General features: G+C 40.1%; 17 protein-coding genes. 2 read left to right on the forward strand and 15 right to left on the reverse strand.

What is annotated here, in order from left to right:
• Positions 1 to 72: 72 nt before the first annotated feature.
• From rpmG to HMPREF3237_RS02660, 4 genes are all read right to left on the reverse strand, one after another.
• Positions 73 to 222 (reverse strand): 50S ribosomal protein L33, encoded by a 150-nt coding sequence (rpmG, locus tag HMPREF3237_RS02645; RefSeq protein ID WP_001265622.1) that lies wholly within the window; start codon positions 220 to 222, stop codon positions 73 to 75.
• 15 nt (positions 223 to 237) lie between these two features.
• Entirely contained in the window at positions 238 to 420 is a 183-nt protein-coding gene (gene rpmF, locus HMPREF3237_RS02650; RefSeq protein WP_000290417.1) for a 50S ribosomal protein L32, read from the reverse strand.
• 148 nt (positions 421 to 568) lie between these two features.
• Entirely contained in the window at positions 569 to 769 is a 201-nt protein-coding gene (locus HMPREF3237_RS02655) for a type II toxin-antitoxin system antitoxin (RefSeq protein WP_000796543.1), read from the reverse strand.
• Between the two features lie 2 nt (positions 770 to 771).
• Positions 772 to 1779 (reverse strand): SPFH domain-containing protein, encoded by a 1008-nt coding sequence (locus HMPREF3237_RS02660; RefSeq protein ID WP_070888736.1) that lies wholly within the window; start codon positions 1777 to 1779, stop codon positions 772 to 774.
• Between the two features lie 183 nt (positions 1780 to 1962).
• Here HMPREF3237_RS02660 and ilvD point away from each other — a divergent pair, with 183 nt between their 5' ends.
• Entirely contained in the window at positions 1963 to 3666 is a 1704-nt protein-coding gene (gene ilvD / locus HMPREF3237_RS02665) for a dihydroxy-acid dehydratase (RefSeq protein WP_070888737.1), read from the forward strand.
• A 144-nt stretch (positions 3667 to 3810) separates the two neighbouring features.
• On the opposite strand, the gene HMPREF3237_RS02670 is transcribed toward ilvD, so the two are convergent.
• The 6 genes from HMPREF3237_RS02670 to tgt form a co-directional block, all read right to left on the reverse strand.
• Entirely contained in the window at positions 3811 to 6423 is a 2613-nt protein-coding gene (locus HMPREF3237_RS02670; RefSeq protein ID WP_070888738.1) for a YfhO family protein, read from the reverse strand.
• A gap of 15 nt (positions 6424 to 6438) precedes the next feature.
• Positions 6439 to 9072 (reverse strand): YfhO family protein, encoded by a 2634-nt coding sequence (locus HMPREF3237_RS02675; protein ID WP_070888739.1) that lies wholly within the window; start codon positions 9070 to 9072, stop codon positions 6439 to 6441.
• A complete protein-coding gene (locus HMPREF3237_RS02680) occupies positions 9062 to 10012 on the reverse strand; it encodes a glycosyltransferase PgfS (RefSeq protein WP_006146242.1) in 951 nt (316 codons plus the stop codon). Before HMPREF3237_RS02680 ends, HMPREF3237_RS02675 begins: the two co-directional genes overlap by 11 nt.
• Before the next feature lie 145 nt (positions 10013 to 10157).
• Positions 10158 to 10499, reverse strand: coding sequence for a metal-sulfur cluster assembly factor (locus tag HMPREF3237_RS02685; protein WP_025168765.1), 342 nt, complete (start codon positions 10497 to 10499; stop codon positions 10158 to 10160).
• A gap of 116 nt (positions 10500 to 10615) precedes the next feature.
• Positions 10616 to 12433, reverse strand: coding sequence for an acyltransferase family protein (locus HMPREF3237_RS02690; RefSeq protein ID WP_070888740.1), 1818 nt, complete (start codon positions 12431 to 12433; stop codon positions 10616 to 10618).
• A 133-nt stretch (positions 12434 to 12566) separates the two neighbouring features.
• Positions 12567 to 13709 (reverse strand): tRNA guanosine(34) transglycosylase Tgt, encoded by a 1143-nt coding sequence (tgt, locus tag HMPREF3237_RS02695; RefSeq protein ID WP_070888741.1) that lies wholly within the window; start codon positions 13707 to 13709, stop codon positions 12567 to 12569.
• A gap of 116 nt (positions 13710 to 13825) precedes the next feature.
• Here tgt and HMPREF3237_RS02700 point away from each other — a divergent pair, with 116 nt between their 5' ends.
• Positions 13826 to 14683: a DUF975 family protein gene (locus HMPREF3237_RS02700; RefSeq protein WP_070888742.1), complete on the forward strand. Its 858-nt coding sequence runs from the start codon at positions 13826 to 13828 to the stop codon at positions 14681 to 14683.
• Positions 14684 to 14934: 251 nt separating this feature from the next.
• Here the strand turns inward: HMPREF3237_RS02700 and HMPREF3237_RS02705 are convergent, their stop codons facing one another.
• From HMPREF3237_RS02705 to HMPREF3237_RS02725, 5 genes are all read right to left on the reverse strand, one after another.
• Positions 14935 to 16059 carry a LysM peptidoglycan-binding domain-containing protein gene (locus HMPREF3237_RS02705; protein ID WP_006146237.1) on the reverse strand — a complete coding sequence of 375 codons (1125 nt, stop codon included), beginning with the start codon at positions 16057 to 16059 and terminating at the stop codon, positions 14935 to 14937.
• A gap of 177 nt (positions 16060 to 16236) precedes the next feature.
• Positions 16237 to 16851 carry an HAD-IA family hydrolase gene (locus HMPREF3237_RS02710; protein WP_006146236.1) on the reverse strand — a complete coding sequence of 205 codons (615 nt, stop codon included), beginning with the start codon at positions 16849 to 16851 and terminating at the stop codon, positions 16237 to 16239.
• 4 nt (positions 16852 to 16855) lie between these two features.
• Positions 16856 to 18136 (reverse strand): MATE family efflux transporter, encoded by a 1281-nt coding sequence (locus HMPREF3237_RS02715; RefSeq protein ID WP_070888743.1) that lies wholly within the window; start codon positions 18134 to 18136, stop codon positions 16856 to 16858.
• 60 nt (positions 18137 to 18196) lie between these two features.
• The gene (gene thrC, locus HMPREF3237_RS02720) at positions 18197 to 19681 is read right to left on the reverse strand and encodes a threonine synthase (protein ID WP_070888744.1); all 1485 of its coding nucleotides are present in this window, start codon (positions 19679 to 19681) and stop codon (positions 18197 to 18199) included.
• Between the two features lie 74 nt (positions 19682 to 19755).
• A complete protein-coding gene (locus tag HMPREF3237_RS02725; RefSeq protein WP_070888745.1) occupies positions 19756 to 21033 on the reverse strand; it encodes a glutamate-cysteine ligase family protein in 1278 nt (425 codons plus the stop codon).
• Positions 21034 to 21071: the final 38 nt, after the last annotated feature.

Consider the following 21071-nt stretch of genomic DNA (forward strand, 5'->3'; position numbering starts at 1 on the left):
TTTTACCTGTCTACTTGACAGGGGGCATATCAAAATCAGCGTTTTTCTTATGTATTGATTCGTATTGAATGCTTACTTCACTTCTGTAAACACAACGTGTTTGCGAAGTTTTGGTGAGTATTTCTTCAATTGAAGACGGTCTGGAGTGTTACGTTTGTTTTTAGAAGTAAGGTACAAGCGTTCACCAGATTCTTTGTGTTCAAGTGTAATATTTACGCGCATGGTATCTCCCTTCTATTATTCAGCTGATGCAGCTTTAGCGATCTTACGTCCTTTGTAGTATCCTTTAAGGGATACGCGGTGAGAACGTGAGTAATCTCCAGTAGTTTCGTCAAAGTTTACAGATGGAGCTGTTACTTTGTAGTGTGTACGACGTTTGTTTTTCTTCGCTTTTGAAGTGCGACGTGCAGGTACTGCCATTTTGATTTCTCCTTTTAAGATATAAATTCAGTTAGGTTTGATTTTCATCAACTTTAATAGTATATCAAAACTTTTTTGTAAAGTAAAGTTACTTGACAAAAAAAGATTAAAAAATTTTCCTATCCAATCTTCAGGATGGGAAAATTGATTAAATATCAATCTCAAATGGTTCATCAATGGTTTCAGAGACATATTTTCCGTCTTTTTTCCGTTGCTTGACACATTCGGTGAGAAGATATTCGATTTGCCCGTTGACTGATCGGAAGTCATCCTCTGCCCATGATGCGAGTGCAGCATATAACTTATTCGAGAGTCGAAGGGGAATCTGCTTTTTTTTAGCTTCTGCCATTTCTAATAAAGGCTTCCTGTGTTGACAATTGGTTGTGCATCATGATTGCCACAGAGAACGACTAGGAGATTTGAAACCATGGCAGCTTTTCGTTCTTCATCTAGCTCGACCAACCCACCTTCATTGAGACGTTCCAGTGCCATTTCAACCATTCCTACAGCGCCATCAACAATCATCTTACGAGCATCGATAATGGCTGACGCTTGTTGACGTTGAAGCATGACGGCAGCAATTTCTGGTGCATAAGCTAAGTAAGTAATACGTGCTTCAAGAATTTCCAAGCCAGCATCCTCAACACGACTCTGAATTTCTTCACGAATACGCTTAGCTACAATCTCACTAGAACCACGGAGGCTTCCTTCATCGGCTTGCCCATCACCTGTAGTATCCACATTCGGAGACACATCGTAAGGATAGATGCGGACAATATTACGAAGGGCGCTATCACATTGCAATGAAAGGTATTCTTTGTAGTTATCCACATTGAAGACTGCTTTGGCTGTATCGACAACTCTCCACGTTACCGCGATTCCGATTTCAACAGGATTTCCCAGACAATCGTTAATCTTTTGACGAGAATTACTCAAGGTCATAACTTTGAGAGAAATGTTCTTCTTGCCAATTTCAATGCTTACATCATTGCCATTTGATGATTTCATCCCTGAAAAAGGAGATTTTGTACTAACATCACCACTTTGGCCAAGTCGAGTGTGGTTCGCAGGATTGATCGCTATACTGAAGGGATTGACAAAGTAAAAACCAGGTTCTTTAATGGTACCCGTATAGTTACCAAAGAGGGTCAAAACCAGAGCTTCCTGAGGTTTGACAACTTTTAAACCAACATGAGCAAGAACTGCAATTAAGCTTAATAAAAGTCCGAGAATAATTCCAAAAATGTTTTCTGAACTAGCACCAATGATAAATATAAGGAAACCAAGTACGAGTGCCAACTCAATGAGTATCAATGCTACTACACCATTTGGTTTTGAATTGATTAGTTTTTCAGTCATCAGACTGACCTCCTGTTTTTGATATCTAAATGATATCACTTTAATTTTAAATGTCAACAAAAATATGCAATTTTTTTAAAAAGATTTCAACGATTCAAATTGTCTGAAAATTCAAGAATTTTCTTCTGTTCATTGCTTTTAAATTGTGCTATAATAGTAAAAAACTGAAATGGGAGGGATACAATGACAGAATTAGATAAACGTCACCGCAGCAGTATCTATGACAGTATGGTCAAGTCACCAAACCGTGCTATGATGCGTGCAACTGGGATGACAGATAAAGATTTTGAAACACCAATCGTGGGAGTCATTTCAACTTGGGCAGAAAATACACCTTGTAATATTCACTTGCATGATTTTGGGAAACTAGCTAAAAAAGGGGTTAAAGCAGCTGGAGCATGGCCTGTCCAGTTTGGAACGATTACCGTTTCAGACGGGATTGCTATGGGGACTCCTGGTATGCGCTTTTCTCTAACATCTCGTGATATCATTGCGGACTCGATCGAAGCTGCTATGGGGGGTCACAACGTAGATGCCTTTGTAGCTATCGGTGGATGTGATAAAAATATGCCTGGCTCTTTGATTGCCATCGCCAATATGGATATACCAGCCATTTTCGCCTACGGTGGTACTATCGCCCCTGGAAAACTTAATGGTAAAGATATTGACTTGGTTTCTGTATTTGAAGGAATCGGAAAATGGAACCACGGTGATATGACAGCCGAAGAGGTTAAACAACTCGAATGTAATGCCTGCCCTGGCCCTGGTGGATGTGGTGGTATGTATACTGCCAATACTATGGCTACTGCTATTGAAGTTCTAGGTATGAGCTTACCTGGGTCTTCTTCTCACCCGGCCGAATCTGCTGAGAAGAAAGCAGATATCGAAGAAGCTGGTCGTGCGGTTGTCAAAATGCTCGAACTTGGCCTCAAACCATCAGATATCTTGACTCGCGAAGCCTTTGAAGATGCCATTACAGTTACCATGGCTCTCGGTGGTTCTACAAATGCTACCCTTCACTTGCTAGCCATTGCACATGCTGCAAACGTTGACTTGTCACTTGAGGACTTCAATACAATCCAAGAACGTGTGCCTCACTTGGCCGACTTGAAACCATCTGGTCAGTATGTCTTCCAAGACCTCTACGAAGTTGGTGGTGTGCCTGCGGTCATGAGGTACTTGCTCGCAAACGGATTCCTTCATGGAGACCGTATCACATGTACTGGTAAGACTGTGGCTGAAAACTTAGCTGACTTTGCAGACCTGACACCAGGACAAAAAGTCATCATGCCACTTGAAAATCCTAAACGTGCTGACGGTCCATTGATTATCCTTCACGGTAACCTTGCTCCTGACGGTGCGGTTGCCAAGGTATCAGGTGTTAAGGTTCGTCGCCACGTTGGTCCAGCCAAGGTCTTTGACTCAGAAGAAGCTGCTATTCAGGCAGTCTTATCCGATGAAATCGTTGATGGCGATGTTGTCGTTGTTCGTTTCGTTGGACCTAAGGGTGGTCCTGGTATGCCTGAGATGTTGTCACTTTCATCCATGATTGTTGGTAAAGGTCAAGGAGACAAGGTTGCCCTCTTGACAGATGGACGTTTCTCTGGTGGTACTTATGGTTTGGTTGTCGGACATATCGCTCCTGAAGCTCAGGATGGGGGACCGATTGCCTACCTCCGTACAGGTGACATCGTTACTGTTGACCAAGATACCAAAGAAATTTCAATGGCCGTATCCGAAGAAGAACTTGAAAAGCGTAAGGCAGAAACAACCTTGCCACCACTCTATAGCCGCGGTGTCCTCGGTAAATATGCCCATATCGTATCTTCTGCATCACGTGGTGCCGTTACAGACTTCTGGAATATGGAACAATCAGGGAAGAAATAGTCTTAGGATTTATTCTTTATTTGCATCAGGTAAATTGGAAACAAGATATTTTCCCTCATGTTAGCTAACAAACTAGTTGACAATACACAAAAAGGATGAAGTTCCTATGAGCTTCATCCTTTTTAATGTAATCATCAATATACTTTATGAAACAAAATAATTACTGAATCTCTTATTTCTCCATATAAAGACCAGTAAGAAAAGAGACGAAATCGAGATGAACATTCCCAAATGCAATCCTGGCGGAGTATAACTCCACACAATCTCGTGTTCCCCTTCTGTCAGTGAAACTCCCATAAAGAAGTCGAGTGCCTTTTTCGCTTCTTGCTTCTTGCCATCCACCGTTACGCTCCAACCCGAATGGTATGGAATCGTAAAGGTTGCAAAGGACTGTTCACTATTCGTAACAGTGACATGTGCCTTCACCATCGCATTGGAATACTCATCAACCGTAATATCATTAGCTTTTTTGTACTGCGTCAATGCATTTGCAAGAGTCGTGATATCAATCGAATAGAACTTGAAGTCACGAAGATCCCACTCTTTGACTTTTGCATTTTCGATTGCAAAATTAATCGTTTGGTCTAAGTTTCCATTTCCAATTATCCATAGTTGGTTTTCATGGAATCGGTTTTCGTATGGGTAACTAATCCCATTTAGCATCACTTGGGATTTAATCACAGAACCTGCTTGGCGTTCTGGAATTTGAACAAAATACAATTTGTTTGGTTGTGGATTGAACTTCCATTCAATCTTAGCCGGTTCATTTTCATTGGTCAGCGTGTATTTATCCTGCCCCTTCGTTAAATTCGTCGTCACAGGTTCTCCCACGCCTGCTTCAGTCAGCGCATTTGCTCCAGAGAGTCCAATCACTTGCAATAGCTGGTTCACATTTGCGGCAGGTTGATTTTTTTCAAAAGAGATAGTTGTCGCTGTATTCTCATTGGTTAAATAACCAAGAGAAAACGCATATGGATTGTGATATATTGTAAAATTCTTTAGCGTTCCTTCTTTGGCATACATGCCGCGTACATCCGCAAAGACACGCTTTTCGTCACCATCCATCATAAAGTGTGATACACCGAAAAACGAATCCAAAATCACGTTGCGGTCGCTATAGTTCGCCACTGATTGAGAGGTTGGAAGTCCTAGATGGCTCATCTCTTCAATCAGAGAATATTCTAGACTCGATGTAAAGTGCGAAGCACCATTATAGCCAAATGCAATTGGGAAGTTCGCGTGCGACAACCCTTTATGCATTTCCATTCGTGTAAATGTCTTCGAATTGCTATATCCTTCTTGGGCAAAAGTTTTCGCAAACTCCATTTGTTCCGTTAATCCAGAATTACCGATGAAAAAAGGAACTCGTCTAAATCCAACGAAGGCACTAATCATCAACTCGGCTATCACCATCCCCGTTGCTAATTGTAATCTACGAATTCTCTTCACTCTTCTGAAGAAGAATGCTATTAAGATGATTGTCCAAATAACAAAAGCGAGTATTTTCTGTGAGGTCTCTACAAATTGCAGATTTCTTAGAGTCGATAACACTAGAATAGAACCAAAGCCAAAGATGGACACTAGAAACTCATTCAAGCGGAACTCATCTTTCCACTGCATGAGACTTTCTGAAGCTAACACCAGCATAAAACTATTGGCTACCCATGAATTTCTGAAATAGAAGCCGACAGGACGTTGCCCCATATGCCAAATTTGATCAAACCCTTGAATCGAAAATGAGAGCAGCAAGACAAGCAACACGATGGTCGCTGCTAATTTCTTACGAAGTGTAATCTCCCTTTTAGCAAAGAATGTACAGCATCCAAAGAGTCCTAAACCACCGATAAAGAGTTGCGGTAACGCCTTAGAATCGCCCCACTCTTTTTCACCAAAGGATCCCAAGATAAATTTCTGAGGCATGGCCACTAAATCATTCACTGGATTCCACGACCAAGCAAAGGTACTCCCTGCACTTGCTTTGCTCTCTAACAAAGCGCTAAAAACAGGTAATAGCCAAAACGCTGCAAGACCTACGCCTATGAGCGCAAACAATGCGACTTTCCCTAATTTTAGCATTGTCTCTTTCAAAGAAATATTCTTCGAAAAGAGCACATAAAATGTATAGAGTGCCACAAAAAGACACATCATATACCCTGTATAAAAATCCGTGATCAAACTGATGGCAAGGAACAATGGTAATTTCACCGACCGTTTCCCACTCGCTATTTCTTCAATTCCCAAAAGAATAAACGGAATATACACTAGATTATCTAAGAAATTTGGATTGAACTGTTGCGATACAACAAACCCACTAAGCGCGTAGGATGAAGCTAACCCTAACGATAACCAGTAGTGTTTTGATACGCCTTGGAATTTCTTTTCAAGGAAATATCCAAAGACGACTCCCATAACCCCAGCACGTAGAAGCGGAATCACGTAGCTGAGAACTTGAAAACTTGAAATCGGGAATATTACATATAAAAACGTGAATGGGCTTAAACTATTAAATCCCCAAACACTTGGCATAGCTCCTCCAAGCGATTTCTCGAAGGACCAAAATAGACCGCTAAAATCTCCACTCCAAAATAGTTTATGTAATCCGATATAAAGCGGAAAATATTGAGAAAGGAAGTCTCCGCTATGAATCGAATTTTGCGAAAAAGGGGTCAGTCCTATAAATAGGAAGACCCCCAACATCACCACGAATGGAATGCAGAATAGCGAACTATATTTTAATTTCATTTTTGAAATTATCATTATAGTCTACTCCTATTAAATTCTTTTTTTATAAATAGCAAATCCATAAATTAGAATTGATACTATAGAAATCATCATTCCAGATGTGAAGCCCTCTGGTAAATAACTCATTTCAATTGTATGCTGACCTGGAGTTATTTTAAAAGCCATCAAGCTATCCCAAACTTTTCGAGTTTTTACCACTTGACCATCCACCTTAACAGTCCAGCCTTTTTCATACGGAATACTTGTCATCATCCAGGTACTATCATCCGTTATATTAACCGTTCCTTGAATATGGCTCTCATCCCAATGCGTTAATTGGATTCCTTGTTTTGCGCGTTCGTTAATAATACGATTTGCTAATCCACTATTAGAACGAACAAGTCTTAGGCCTGATAAATCGTATTCATCGTCTGATGAAATGGAAATTGTTAGGTCAACAGGTTTCCCAGCTGAGTTATGAGCTAGTTGAACTAATTGAGTTTGTTGGAATTTATCTTGGAACTCATAATTATTACCATTCAACAATACGCGTACGTTATTTTTATCTGTGTGAGATAATTGAGGTGGCAAGGATACCCAGTAATCCTCTGATGATTGAGGTACTAAGTGAAATGTGATTGTTCCTGGTTTAGAGTTATCAAGCCTCTTATAAAGCTCTGGTCTGTCAGATTTAGGAGTAACAAGATTATCTGTTTTTAACTCGTTAGCCGCTAAAGCTGTTAGGTATAGTTCCTCTGTATTCCCCATTGCTCCAACAATCTTATTGTGATTTTGTATAGGTTGACTATTTTCTAATTTTACACCTAGGGTTGCCTCATTAACTCCATAAGCAATTGGTAAAATAGCTCCACTTTCGTAGGTTAGCGTTCTTGTTGCTTCGTAAACAGGATCTTTTGAGGTAATATCCTTACGTGTAACCATATTACCAAATACATACATCTTTGAGGTATCCGGATACTCATTGGTATACACTGGTTTTGGGGCAACTAAGTATTTGACTGAGAATAACGCATCTTGGAACGGTGTCCCTTGATAATACGTCGTTGCATTAATCCCATTATTACCTAAACGATCAAATAAATCACGTGTACTATTCTCCAAATTGGAACTAAAGATAGATAATCCAGGATAATCCACCATAAATGGGTCATTCTTACTTAAGTTGAATGTCTTATTAATTCTGTAAAAATCACTATGGTTCGGTCTAATTGGATCAATGGCTTCCTTTAATTGTCTAACAGCATCGTGATACTTATAGGCATCTGTATACCCGACTCGTGATTGAACAAGTGCTGCATTAGCTGTTAACTCAACAACAGTCAAAGCTGCCAGGATTAACCAAGTATATTTCACTTTCACTTTCGGGTAGAACAATGTTGCAAGTAAAGCCGCAAAAATCAAAATTGTAGCAAGACGTTGCCAGATTGTCAAGAAAGAATGCTGTTGAAATTGGACAATGGAAAATATAGCTGCTCCACAGATAAGCAAGTAGATAGCTTCTCTTTTAGTGAATTTGTCTACCTCTCGTAAACTTAAGTAGGCCAAATAGACTAGGAAGAAAGCAATAATCCATGAAAAACGATAAAAAAATCCTGCGGGGTTTTGTCCCATATGCCATAACTTGCTTGTAAATTCATGGGAACATGAAATGAGAAAAACAACAAGGACAAAGCTAGCTGCTATTTTCCCCCATTTTGAAATCTTACTAGAAACAAAATAGTAGAGTGTCCCAAGCAATCCAAAACTTGCTACATATATATTTGGTAAGTTAGGTCCTGCTGGCCAAGAAGTATTATCAAAAGCTCCTAAGAAAAGTTTAGACAGGATTTCAAACGGATTAATCTGTAACTTCCAATCAAAGGTAAGTGAATTCTGTAGACCACCTTTTGTTGAGACCAAACTAATTAAGATTGGAAGTAATACTCCTGATACTATCCCAACTGCTAGTATAGAGAAAGCAGCCAATTTCAACAATCTTGTTAGAATAACTTTCTTATTTCGGAAGTTCTCTGATCGAATAATATAAAACAGAGCATAAATGACTACAAAAATGCAGGTCATATAACCCATATAGAATTGAACAAAAAGCGACAAGGCAAGCATGCCAATGTAGCCTTTTGGAGATTTGTTATCTAATACTTGTTCAACTCCAATTAAAACTAATGGAAGCATGATCATTCCATCATAGAAAATTGGGTTCATTTGATAACTAACATTAAAGCCATTAAGTGCATATATGGTGGCCACAATTGGGACCAAATAAGCTTTACTCTTTAATCCGTCATAACGCTTAATAAGGAAATGCGCCATGGTTAACCCCATAGCTCCATAACGTAAGGCGATAATGATAGGAACCACCCATTGGAAGTTTTCCTCAGGAAATAGAAGAAATAAGAAGTTAAACGGGCTCAACAAGTTGAAGCCCCAAATCCCCAACATTCCACCACCAATGGATTTAGAGAAGGAATAGAAGAAACTACTCCAGTCTCCATTTAAGAATAAGTGCTTGAAATAAGCATAAAGCCCAATATACTGTGCATTGAAGTCAACTGCCATTAGTGACTTTGTGCCGAAGGGAAAGAAGCCATCAATAGCCCAAGCCACAATCATTATGACTATAGGCGCAATAAAACTTGCCAGATAGACTTTTTTCTTAAGCGTCATGTTGCTCTCCTTTTACCGTCATATTTGTTTCATCTACCAAATAATGCGGACGTTTCTTCACTTCGTAGTAAATCTTACCAATATATTCTCCAAGCACACCGATTGAAATGAGTTGAATTCCCCCAAAAAGCACAACAGAAAAAATCGTTGTAAAGTAACCGCTAACCAGTGATTCTGGAGCTACGAAATATTGAATAAAGGTCCAAAAAATGTAAGCTAATGATATCAGCAAGCAGAACAATCCAAAGTCTATACACATACGAAGAGGTTTATCATTAAATGATAAAATCCCTTGAATTGCATAGTTCAATGAGAATTTTAGTGAGTATTTTGTTTCTCCAACTGTACGCACTTGGTTCTCATATTCGATTACTTTTTCTTTAAAACCAATCCAAGCAAAAATTCCCTTAGAAAATCGATTGTATTCTTGCAATGACAAAATAGCGCGAACGGCTTTTCGACTGAATAGACGGAATTCAGATACGCCATCCATCAATTCAATATCCATCATCTTATTAGCAAGTTTATAAAAATGTTTAGCTAAAAAAGTACGATGAGGTTTTTCACCAGTACGAGTACGACGAGCACTTACGACATCATAACCTTGTTCATATGCTTCAATCATTTGTGGAAGAAGTGCAGGTGGATGTTGTAGGTCCCCATCCATTAAGATTACTGCTTCCCCTGTTGCATATTCAAGACCCGCAATAGTTCCAGCTTCTTTCCCAAAGTTTCTGCTGAAACTAATATATTTAACGCGTGAATCCCCATCTGCGATTGTAAGCATCTTCTCAAAAGTACGGTCCTTACTACCGTCATTAATGAAAATAATTTCAAATTCCGCTTTAGTGATTTTGTTGATTTCTTCTGCTAACGCATCATACATTTTTTGAATCATGTTTTCTTCGTTATAAAACGGAATGACTACTGATAATTTCATCTCTATCCTTCCCTATTCTTTTTATTATGTTCACATCTATTATCATAACATTTTTTTATTTATTTGTATTCTAAATAAATAAAAAAAATGAATAATCCAAAGCTTTTTCAAACCTTGCCCATCATTCATACTTTTTTATCTTTTTTTATCGTGGAGGCAGTCCTAGTGCTATCCGTCCATAACGACTAATACGTGTTATCTTCCAGGCAGGAGACCAGGTAACCTCAACCTTGACATCCTTAATTCCGTCGATTTGTTTTAAACCTGCCACAATCTCAATAGGCAAACTTTCTGCACAGCTACAAGCGGTATCGGTGAAGGTCATGACAATTGTACAAAGTCCAGCCTCATCTATATGAATCTCATAAATCAATCCAAGATTATAGACATCTAGTTCTACATCTGTATCATAAACTTTTTCGAGTTTCTCAATGATTTGGTCTTCCAATGCTAAAGCACGGTCATTAATCTTGATGTCTTCCCTCACTGCATTCCCTCCAATTTTCGACTGCACTTATTTTCTCATAATTCTGACAATTTGGCAAGCTTTTCCTAACTATGCTTAAAGAAAAAAGTAGAGATGTAATCTCTACTTTTCATGAATTATTTTGACTTAACAGGCTTATCTGTGAGAGATTTAATAGCAGTATCAATGGTTTCTGCGTAAAGTTTAGCTCCTTCATCCTGCTTGGCCGTATCACTACCGAAGTGAACCTGATCTGTTCCTTTCCAAATTTCTGGATGATCCTTGGACACTTGGTTCCAATCTGCAAGTGCAATATAAGGGTATTTTTGTGCTAATTCACGCGCATAGGTCGCATACTGTTCTACATAAGCTTGAGTCTCCTGGTTTTTGTCTCCTTCGTACGGAGTTACTAGGACAAGCTGATGACCCTTAGGTAGATTTGTTATCAATAAATCAAGATCGGCCTTAGAATTTTCAGGATTATTAACACCTGTTGCAATAACTACAATCTTAGGCAAGGCCTTATTCTGACTGTAATTTAGCATCAATGCATTTGCTTGTTTGGTATTTCGACTGACTTGACCATCAATCTGCGCACTTGGCAAAAGTTCTTTCAGTGCAGCTGAAGCACGCAAAGTCACAGAGTCTCCGATAATAGATACACCATCAGCAATATTATAGCGACTGGCTTCTGCTTGATCCGCCATGGTTTTCGTTCGAGTGATATTCGTTTGAGCTTGATGGAGGCCATTTACCGTCAAATCTGTTTCAAAAGCACCAACTTGGGGAGCTATCAGGATTACAACCAGAGTCATCAAGCTAAGAACTCCAACACTACTAGCAAAGATTGGTTTGATATGCGGAATTCCCTTTGCTTCTTGCAAAAGTTTACCAGATTTCCCTGCAATCAAAGGTTCAATCACATAGAAAGAAAGGCTTGCAAAGAGATAAGAGAAGATGATCGTTAAAATCACTGCTAGGAGATTGCCCATCAACTGGGAAAAAATAATATAAAACGGCCAGTGAAAAAGATAAACAGCATAGCTGGTATCCGCTAAGAAGCTGATTGCCTTTGGTTCTTCGATTGTAGGTGTTTTTTCATGCAAGAGGCGTGCTGCAACAATCATCAGAAGTGCAGCTAAACTTGCCAACAAGAAACCAAATAAATAGGCAAAGAGATAATTGAATTTAACAAAGAAGGTCAGTAAGAGCAAGACTCCTAGTCCAGCTGAAAAGACTAATAAGGTCTGTTTAAAGTCCAAGGTTTGATTCAAACGTTTAAGAAGAGGCGTTACATGGCGAACACCTACTAGGGTCGCAAGCACACTACCTAAGAAGAAGGGATACACATGAGTAAAACTTGAAAAATATACTGTTGAGTATGAACTTACAATAAAGCTACCAATAAACATAGATAGAAAGCTAATCATAAAGGTCGCTGAGGAAAGTAGGAAAATCATTCCTCGTAGTTGTCCACTTGCTTTTACTCGCTTGGACAAGAACCAGACTGCCAAGCCCCACAAAATATAATAATGAACTTCAACAGCTAAACTCCAGTTGTGAACAAAGAGGTGGGGAATAAACTGAGATTCATAACTACCTCCTGTCAACATCTCATAGAAGTTTGTCATAAATCCAAGAACACCAGCAATTTGGCCACCAATTCCTGCAACATAATCCTGACGAACCAAGAAAGTAAATGGCATGACGAGAAGTACCATCAAAACAACCGGAGGAAAGATCCGATAGAACCGTCTCCTGAAAAATCCTAAGATATCAATTTTCCCTTTTTGTCCAAATTCTTCTAATAAAAGTGAAGTAATTAGAAAACCTGAGAAGGTAAAGAAGACGTCAACCCCAAAGAAACCTCCTGGGAAAATCGTCTGAAAGAAATGGTACAAGAGTACCAAAAACAAACCTGTAATCCTAATCAAGGAAAACCATTTAATACGCATACGAGTTTATTCTCCGTTCATTAGATTGGCAAAAAACCATCTAACTTTCGTTCTATAATACCTTTATTTTATCAAAAAAAACAGAAAAATCCTAAGAGAAAACTTAGGATTTTACGCTTATAGCACTCTCGATTTAAAAATTACGTCCTGACTGATTGTACCCATACTTCTCAATGAAATGTTCACGGAATTCCAAGAGATTGTCATCCATAATAGCCTGACGAACCTGCTTCATCAGATTGAGCAAGAAGTAGAGATTATGGTAACTTGTCAAGCGGATACCAAAGGTTTCATCTGCCTTGAGCAAGTGACGAAGGTAGGCACGGGTATAGTTCTTACATGTGTAGCAATCACACTCTGGATCAAGTGGGGTGAAATCCTCAGCGAACTGGGCATTCTTGACAACCAAGCGGCCCTGACTGGTCATACAAGTACCGTTACGAGCGATACGAGTTGGCAAGACACAGTCAAACATATCGACCCCACGAATAACCCCATCAATCAAGCTATCCGGTGCTCCTACTCCCATCAAATAACGAGGTTTGTTTTCAGGAAGGAGTTGGGTAGTAAAGTCCAAAACTGCGTTCATCTCTTCGTGGCTCTCTCCTACTGCTAAACCACCAATCGAATAGCCCGGGAAGTCCATACTAACAAGATCCTGAGCCGATTGACGACGAAGATCTTCAAATCCTGCACCTTGTACAATCCCAAACAAACCTTGGTCATGTGGACGACGGTGAGCATTTAACCCACGCTCAGCCCAACGACTGGTACGTTCGATTGACTTCTTCACGTAATCATAAGGTTGGTAAAATTGAGGACACTCGTCAAAGGACATCATGATATCTGAGCCTAGATTGTTTTGGATAGAGATGGCTTTTTCAGGTGAAAGGAACATCTTAGAACCGTTGAGGTGGTTCTTGAAGGTTACGCCTTCTTCGGTGATATTACGGCTATCTGCTAGAGAGTAAACTTGGAAGCCACCGCTATCTGTCAAGATTGGTTGGTCCCATTTCATAAACTTATGAAGTCCACCAGCGCGGGCAATAAGTTCATCACCTGGGCGAAGCCACAAGTGATAGGTATTGGATAGGATAATCCCTGAACCCATCTCTTTCAATTCTTCTGGCGACTGAGTCTTGACCGTTGCCTGAGTCCCTACTGGCATAAACATAGGCGTTGGGAAGGTACCATGGGGTGTGATAATCTCACCCAAACGAGCCCCTGTATGTTTTTCTTTTTTAATCAAGCGGTATTTGATTGGCGAATCTGACATTTTTTACCTCCGAAGCTGGGAAAGACAGTCCCAGTTCTTACTTTGTGCCCAAGGGCATACTGTATGATTCTATCAAAAAAAACAGGAACTGTCACGAACTATGGTATAATGAAAGAATGAAGTACCCAAAAATTAATTTAAAAGAAGTTCGCCAGCAGGCTAGACAATTTCAAGCTGAACACCCTCGTTTACTGCTTGTCTTTTTATTGCCAAGTATTCTTTTGATTCTATCTAGCTTTATCAGACCTTTATCCCTACTTGATGAGAGAATTCTTGATCAGTCCTTCTTGAGTTTTCTAGGAACTACGATTCAGTCCGCTCTCTTTCCGATTGCAGTTGGATTTACAAGCTCCATTATTCTAGCCGGCGCTCTCTATACTACGATTAATCTTTTTAGAATTTCCGAGATGGATCTTTCCTTTAAAGATAGCCTGTCCTTACTTGATAATCGCTTCTTTACCCAGACTTTTCTGACTCTCTTGCTTAAGCGTTTCTATCTCTTTTTATGGAGCATTCCTAATCTTTTTGGGGTTTACTTGCTCTTTTATAGCAGTGCAATGGCTCGTAAATTTGTGGAACTTCATCCCGAATTTCCATCTGTCGACGTGACAAATCCAGATATCGAACACTTCCTGCTCACTTTTGCACTCTACTTTTTTGGGAGTGTCCTTGTAATGATTTTGGGAACCATTATTTATCTGCCACAATATTATGCCTATTCCCAAGTTGAACTACTTCTATGTGACACCCTTGCAATCGGAATTGCCAAACCGAGCCACGTGCTACATACCAGCCGCTTTCTCATGAAAGGCTATAAGTTTCAACGATTTGTCCTTGATTTACAGTTGCTTCCTTGGTATATCCTTATCTGGATTAGCTTTGGAATTGCAAGCATCTCTACTTTCCCTTTTATCTATAGTAGCCAAATTTTCTTCTATCAAAGACTCCTTGAAATTAAGCGCAAAAAAGTTTAAGATCAGTTATTAAAAACCAGCACCTTCATAGAAAGTGCTGGTTGTTTTTATTTTAATAAAGATAAACTATTTCTGTTAGGCAGGTTCACATCATTAGCCTACCAAATTAGCTCGAGTAGATTTTTTTCTTTATTGACAACAGTTTCGATATCATACCCTGCAAAGATTTCCACTTTATCTTCATAATCCGAGCGTTCGATACACAAAAAAGAAGTTGGGAACTGAACCAGTTTCCAACTTCTCATGAATTTTTAGTTCATTGATACGTGAACGTGGTCATAGTGGTTTTCTGTGACGCTACCACGATCTGGCATCGGATTCCATGTGTAGGCTGGTCCGTATTTGCTATCAAATGGTGCGTAGAAACGTTGTTTCCAGATGATATAGCTGATACCACGGCTAGCCATGTTTTGGATAGCATAATCCGCAATTTGATCACCGAGAGCTGAACTTACTGGAACCATAAAGTCAATGGCAAGACCTTTTCCGTGGTCTCCACTATCTCCAGGACGGTATCCACTAAATGATGTGATACCAAACAAGTTAGCTACTTCTTCTTTAAAGGCGGCTGTTTGTGGTTGGAGACCTGCATTTTCTGATTTTGAAGCTGCAATACTTGCATAATCAGGTGCTGCTGGTGCTGTATAAGTTGTCGATGCACCTTGGCTTGGTTCAGCTTGATAAGTTGCTGGAGCTGATTGGGGCTCTGGTGCAACTTCTGCAACAGGCGCTTCTGTTGCATTTACCTCTGCTACTGTCGTAGTTGTTTCTTCCGCTACAGGTGCTTCTGTTACTGGTGCAGTAGTTTCTGTTACAGCTTCCGTTGTCGCCTCTGCTACTGGTGCTACAGCTGGTGTTGCAACCTCAGTAGTTGCTTCTACTGCTGGTTCCCCTGTAGATACTGTAGTTTCTGCTACGACTTCCTCGGCAACTTGTGAATCTGTTGTTTCAACTGGTTGTGATAAATCTTCAACTTGTACAGTTTGGTCATTAATAATGACTTGGTTGTTTGTCAAATCTGCTGTTGCAGTTGCTACGTCAGAACCTACTTCTTGAGGTGTATAAACCTCAACCTCTGTTACTTCTTCATTTTCGTTAACAGTTGTAGTCAGTACAGTTTCTGGGAAAATCAAGTCAATATTCGTAATCTTGTTCAAGTTAGCAAGGACATTTACGTCTACTCCCAAAGCCTCTGCAATCGTACTTAAAGTATCTCCATACTTGATGGTATAACTTGTTTTATTTTCGCTTTTAGAAATATCATTTTGAATTTGTTCAACGGAACGTGGAGACCACGCTACTTCTTTTGCTTGAGTTGCCAAAGTAGGGGCAAGCGATAGCGCTACTGTTGATGCTAAAATAATTCGTTTCTTCATACTATTCAAACTCCTTTTCAAATGTAGTACCTGTCTATCATAACATAAAGAAAAAAGAAAAAAAGCCCTTTGTGGGCTATTTAATAAAACTGTCTACACTCTGTAATAAACCATATGAATTGAAACAGTTTGTATGAATTTTGTCACAAATCTGACATATTCCCTTTCATGAAACTTTCAAAAAACTAGAGAGGAAATATCCTCTAACTGAGAGATTTGACGATTGCAAACAGCTGAACTTTCAAGGAAATTGATACTCTGAATGCCACTATTCTGAGCAAATTCGATATCCAAAGTTCTATCTCCTATATAATAGGTCTCTTCAGGATCTAAATCATACTTCTCTAGTAAATAAACGGCAGCCTCTGGGTCTGGTTTTCTTGCAAAACCACTTTGATTGGTCAAAATTTCTGTAAAATACTGGAGCAAGTCCAAATCACCCAAAATTGCGAAAGCATTCTCCCCCTTATGCGTGTATACAAACTGCTGAATGCCTGCCTTATGCGCCCAAGCTAAGATTTCACGCGCACCGGGCATCAAAACAACCTGGGCATTCTTCTCTGCCAAACTTTGTGCCCGAGCTTGATTCAGTTCAGTCAAATCTAGATTTTTCTCCTCTGCCACTTCTTGCAGTAAGTCTTGAACTGAATACTTTAAAATATAAGAACGAACTTTCTCCTTATCATAGGGAATTTTAAACTGAGAAAACGTCTCTTCGAGACCAGCTAAAATAGCCTCATAAGAATCCAATAATGTCCCGTCCAAATCCCAAATAAATGCTCTTTTTTTCATTTTTTTATCCTTTCAATGTCATATAAGATTTGTAACGATAGCGTAGGAACATCCAACGAAAACCATTATCCAAAAGCGTCCCTGCCCAGATCCCAGGCAAACCCCAACCAAGAACAATTCCCATCAAGTAACCAGTTCCTATCCGAATACACCACATCCCGATACTTGTCGCATAAAAAGGGAGTCGAGCATTTCCCAAACCCTGCCAGACAGCTGTATAAATGACTGTTCCCGTCGTCATGGGAGTTCCTAGTAGTGAGAACAGCGTCACTAAAACACTGGCTTTGATAGCCACAGGATCGCTGGTGTAGAGGTAGCTTAGTGGTGTCCCAAGAGCATAGATCGTAAGCGTTAAGGGCAACATGAGAAAGAGGGATAGCCAAAAAGTTTGCTTACTGAGCTTGTCTACCTTTGCCCAATCATCCTCCCCAACAGCTCGAGCCACTTGCATAACTGTTGCCGTAGCGACACCAAAGGCAGGCATATAGTTAAACTGCGTCAAGACTTCACCGATAGCATTTCCAGCGACGGCCTCAGTTCCGAAAGAAACAACCAAGGCAATAATAACCACATCTCCGGCTCGCATCATAAGACGCTCTCCCGCTGCTGGCAAAGCCAGGGTTAGCAAGTCTTTGTCCAGTCCAAACCTTGGTCTTGTAAATGGAAGTTTTAATTGTGACCATAAAATCACAACCCCGACCAAACGAGATAGAATGGTTCCCCAAGCTACTCCAGCTATCCCCATATCAAGGATAAAAATGGCAACACTTGAAAAAAGAATATTTAAGGCATTGGATAAGAGGCTCACATAGAGAGGGAGGCGAGGATTATGAGTGGCGCGAATCAAGGCACCCAGACTAGTCATCAACCCCAGTAGAAGGATGGTACCGCCAACTAAAGCAAGGTATAGTCCACCACTCTCAGCTACAGCTTCTTCTGTGCCTAAAAGGCCAATCATCTCTTGGCCCGCAATGATGGACAAGGCTCCTAAAACTAAACTTAGCAGCAGAGTAATCTTGAGCGCTTCTGTCACATGGTAGGCTAGTTTAGACTGATCTTTCTGTCCCAAACTTTTTGAAATGGCGCTGGAAATCGCAGCTCCCAAGGCAATAAAAATTGCCTGGTAAATGGTGATAATATTGCCTGCTACCGATACACCCGAAATGGCTATCAAACCTAGATGTGCCACCAGATAGCTGTCCACCATCCCCATGAGCATCTGCAATAAATTTTCACCCATGGCTGGCAGGGCTATGTTGAGAATGCCTTTATTTTTCTTAAACAATCCTTCCTCCTGATGAAAAGAAACTCAGTTAGTTTCCCAACCGAGTTTACTTCCTCTGCTTTAAAGTCCTAGATAAGATTCTACTGCAGCCTGCATCTCTGTTGCTGCAACAGTTGTCTTGTGACGAACTGGAGTTGTTTCGAGGCCATCAACTGCAGGTGGCACTGCTACTCCTGAAATTTCATGTAGTTGAGCCAAGGCTTCAAAATCGCTAAGACCTGAGTTTCCAGTTACAGCTTCTACTGCAACTACTGGGAATTTATAAGGACTAGCCGTTGAAGCAATCACGGTCTTAGTCACATCGCCTGTCGCTGCTTGGTATTTTTTATATACGGCTGAAGCAACTGCTGTATGAGGGTCCTCAATATAAGTATCTACTTCATAAACACGCTTGATTTCTGCTGCTGTTTCTGCTTCAGTCGCATACTCAGCTGCAAAAAGGTCAAGAATCTCTGCATCAAAATCTGTCAATTCATACTGACCTTGGTTATTCAAAGCATTCATGAGTTCAGCTGTCTTAACCGCATCATTTCCCAAAAGGTGGAAAATCAAACGTTCTAAGTTTGAAGAGACCAAAATATCCATAGATGGGCTAGTGGTGACCTTAAACTCACGCTTCTTGTCGTAAACATGAGTTTTAAAGAAGTCTGTCAAGACATTGTTGTCATTTGAAGCGCAGATAAACTTGCCAACTGGTAAGCCGATTTGCTTAGCATAAAAGGCAGCCAAGATATTTCCGAAGTTTCCTGTCGGTACGGTGAAGTTAACCTTTTCACCAGCCACAATCTCACCAGACTTGACCAACTGAGCGTAGGCATAAACATAATAGACAATTTGTGGTACCAAACGGCCAATATTCATAGAGTTGGCTGATGAGAACTGCAGCTTGTTAGCTGCTAATTTTTCACGAAGAGCCACATCGTTGAACATATGCTTCACGTTGGTTTGGGCATCATCAAAGTTTCCATCGATGGCGATGACATGAGTATTATCACCAGTCTGAGTGGTCATTTGCAATTCTTGCACCTTGCTGACACCGTCTTTTGGATAAAAGACGATAATTTCAGTACCTGGTACATCTGCAAAGCCTGCCATGGCAGCTTTTCCAGTGTCTCCAGATGTTGCTGTCAAGATGACAATCTTGTTTTCCAAGCCATGTTTCTTAGCAGCTGTTGTCATAAAGTATGGCAAGATAGACAAGGCCATGTCTTTAAAGGCAATGGTTGAACCATGGAAGAGTTCCAAGTTGTATTGGCCATCAAGTTTGACTAGAGGAGCAATAACTGGTGTATCAAACTTGCTGTCATAGGCATTGTTGATACAGTAGTCCAACTCTTCTGCTGTAAAATCATCCAAGAAGGCTGATAAGACAAGCTTGGCCACTTCTTGGTAAGAAGCGTCTTTTAATGTGTCAAAATCCAAATCTACCTTTGGATAACTAACCGGAGTAAACAAACCTCCATCTGTTGCCAAACCTTGCAAAATTGCTTGACTGGCTGTTACGGTATTTTTCGCATCACGCGTCGATTGATAAACTAATGTCATAAATCTCTATCCTTTATCTATAGTCTCATCCATTATAACATGATTTTTCAGAAAATTCTCCCTTTATAAGAAAATTATAGAGTCAATTCTTCTTTTAAAGACTTTAAATAAGTCATTTCTCTCTGACCTCTCATCTCAAGCCCTTGCTCTGCTATAGCCAGCAAGTCTTTGGAGAACTGGACAACACCAGCTTTTTCCTCATCTGTGAGTTGTTTCTTAGAAAACTGGCGTCTCAAAGACTTGTAGTCACAGCCAAAGTTCTCAAAGAAAGGAGCTGTCTCTAGATAAGCTTCAAGCTTGTCTAGATTTACCAACAAACCTAGATGAAAGGCTGCCGAAGCAAAAGTGCGGTCTAGGGGTTGCGTACAAACACTACGGAATTCAATCGTCCCTCGAGTTGTTAAGTCTTGATATTGGTAACTACGGTGCGTCTGGAAATCCTTCTCTTGAGGAACCAGAAGAGTTTCTTTTCCATTTAGAGTATAGGCAGGAATTTTATCAGTAGCTAGGTAATCTCTAGCCCGAATTGGAGAAAAATAGTAGGTTTCCCCATCTCGTTCTGCTGTAAAAATCGCAGAGCGGTCTAGATAATCAAAGAAATCATCCTCATCTTTGAAGAGTTTTGCATTGACACCGACATTCTCTGGATAAATTCCATGCATGGATTCTTCCCAAAAGATATCTCGTGAAATCCGAGTATCCCAGTCTGCTCCCGAAAACTCAGAATTGGCAAATAAGTAAGCTTTTGCTGCTTCAATCTGAGTGAAAGCATTAATGACACGTAGGTAGTCAGCAGTCGATACATCCAACTGAACTTGACTCCCACAGATAAAAGCACCATATTCAGGAAATGCATGTAAAGATCCTATCCTTACCTGACTACTCATATTCAGATAAGCCATCAGCATCTGGTAGCGTGGGTAAGCTACAGGTCGATTGTCATTAATATCCCAATGTGGATGAATCCCCAAACCCTGGATAGTATGGTTCTTTTCTCCTAGTTTTTTCTGAATCACCTTCATATAGGCATCAAAACGTTCTTCAACATCCTGAATTCTTCCTGCTTTTCCAAAGGCAAACTCAAGAGTTGTATAAGAAACCTCAAACAAAATCCGATCTTGACTCTTCGGTTCTACAAGCTGAATCGGATTGCCATCCTGATCCTCTTTTTCAACTTCTAGACTAAGAGCATCCACTAAAAATCGCATCAAGTCCTTACTGACTTCAATATCTATAGATTCCCCTTTCGTATGTACGATAGGGAACTCCAACTCAATGCCAATATAGAGCTCCGGATTTTCTTTGATATTTTTCAAATAGCGGTTTTTTAATAACTGAATAGAAGGGGACATACATACCTCTCACTCTAAATTCTCTTCCTAAAACATCG

This window comes from Streptococcus sp. HMSC34B10, from assembly GCF_001839505.1.
Classification (GTDB): Bacteria; Bacillota; Bacilli; order Lactobacillales; family Streptococcaceae; genus Streptococcus; species Streptococcus peroris.

What these genes read in the sequence shown, in the direction of transcription:
- HMPREF3237_RS02700 (WP_070888742.1), top strand. Translation starts at nt 13,826, where the DNA reads ATGAAGTACCCAAAAATTAATTTAAAAGAAGTTCGCCAGCAGGCTAGA.
- rpmF (WP_000290417.1), bottom strand. Translation starts at nt 420, where the DNA reads ATGGCAGTACCTGCACGTCGCACTTCAAAAGCGAAGAAAAACAAACGT.
- HMPREF3237_RS02675 (WP_070888739.1), bottom strand. Translation starts at nt 9,072, where the DNA reads ATGACGCTTAAGAAAAAAGTCTATCTGGCAAGTTTTATTGCGCCTATA.
- HMPREF3237_RS02690 (WP_070888740.1), bottom strand. Translation starts at nt 12,433, where the DNA reads ATGCGTATTAAATGGTTTTCCTTGATTAGGATTACAGGTTTGTTTTTG.
- thrC (WP_070888744.1), bottom strand. Translation starts at nt 19,681, where the DNA reads ATGACATTAGTTTATCAATCGACGCGTGATGCGAAAAATACCGTAACA.
- HMPREF3237_RS02710 (WP_006146236.1), bottom strand. Translation starts at nt 16,851, where the DNA reads ATGAAAAAAAGAGCATTTATTTGGGATTTGGACGGGACATTATTGGAT.
- tgt (WP_070888741.1), bottom strand. Translation starts at nt 13,709, where the DNA reads ATGTCAGATTCGCCAATCAAATACCGCTTGATTAAAAAAGAAAAACAT.
- HMPREF3237_RS02725 (WP_070888745.1), bottom strand. Translation starts at nt 21,033, where the DNA reads ATGTCCCCTTCTATTCAGTTATTAAAAAACCGCTATTTGAAAAATATC.
- HMPREF3237_RS02705 (WP_006146237.1), bottom strand. Translation starts at nt 16,059, where the DNA reads ATGAAGAAACGAATTATTTTAGCATCAACAGTAGCGCTATCGCTTGCC.
- HMPREF3237_RS02660 (WP_070888736.1), bottom strand. Translation starts at nt 1,779, where the DNA reads ATGACTGAAAAACTAATCAATTCAAAACCAAATGGTGTAGTAGCATTG.
- ilvD (WP_070888737.1), top strand. Translation starts at nt 1,963, where the DNA reads ATGACAGAATTAGATAAACGTCACCGCAGCAGTATCTATGACAGTATG.
- HMPREF3237_RS02680 (WP_006146242.1), bottom strand. Translation starts at nt 10,012, where the DNA reads ATGAAATTATCAGTAGTCATTCCGTTTTATAACGAAGAAAACATGATT.
- HMPREF3237_RS02655 (WP_000796543.1), bottom strand. Translation starts at nt 769, where the DNA reads ATGGCAGAAGCTAAAAAAAAGCAGATTCCCCTTCGACTCTCGAATAAG.
- rpmG (WP_001265622.1), bottom strand. Translation starts at nt 222, where the DNA reads ATGCGCGTAAATATTACACTTGAACACAAAGAATCTGGTGAACGCTTG.
- HMPREF3237_RS02670 (WP_070888738.1), bottom strand. Translation starts at nt 6,423, where the DNA reads ATGATAATTTCAAAAATGAAATTAAAATATAGTTCGCTATTCTGCATT.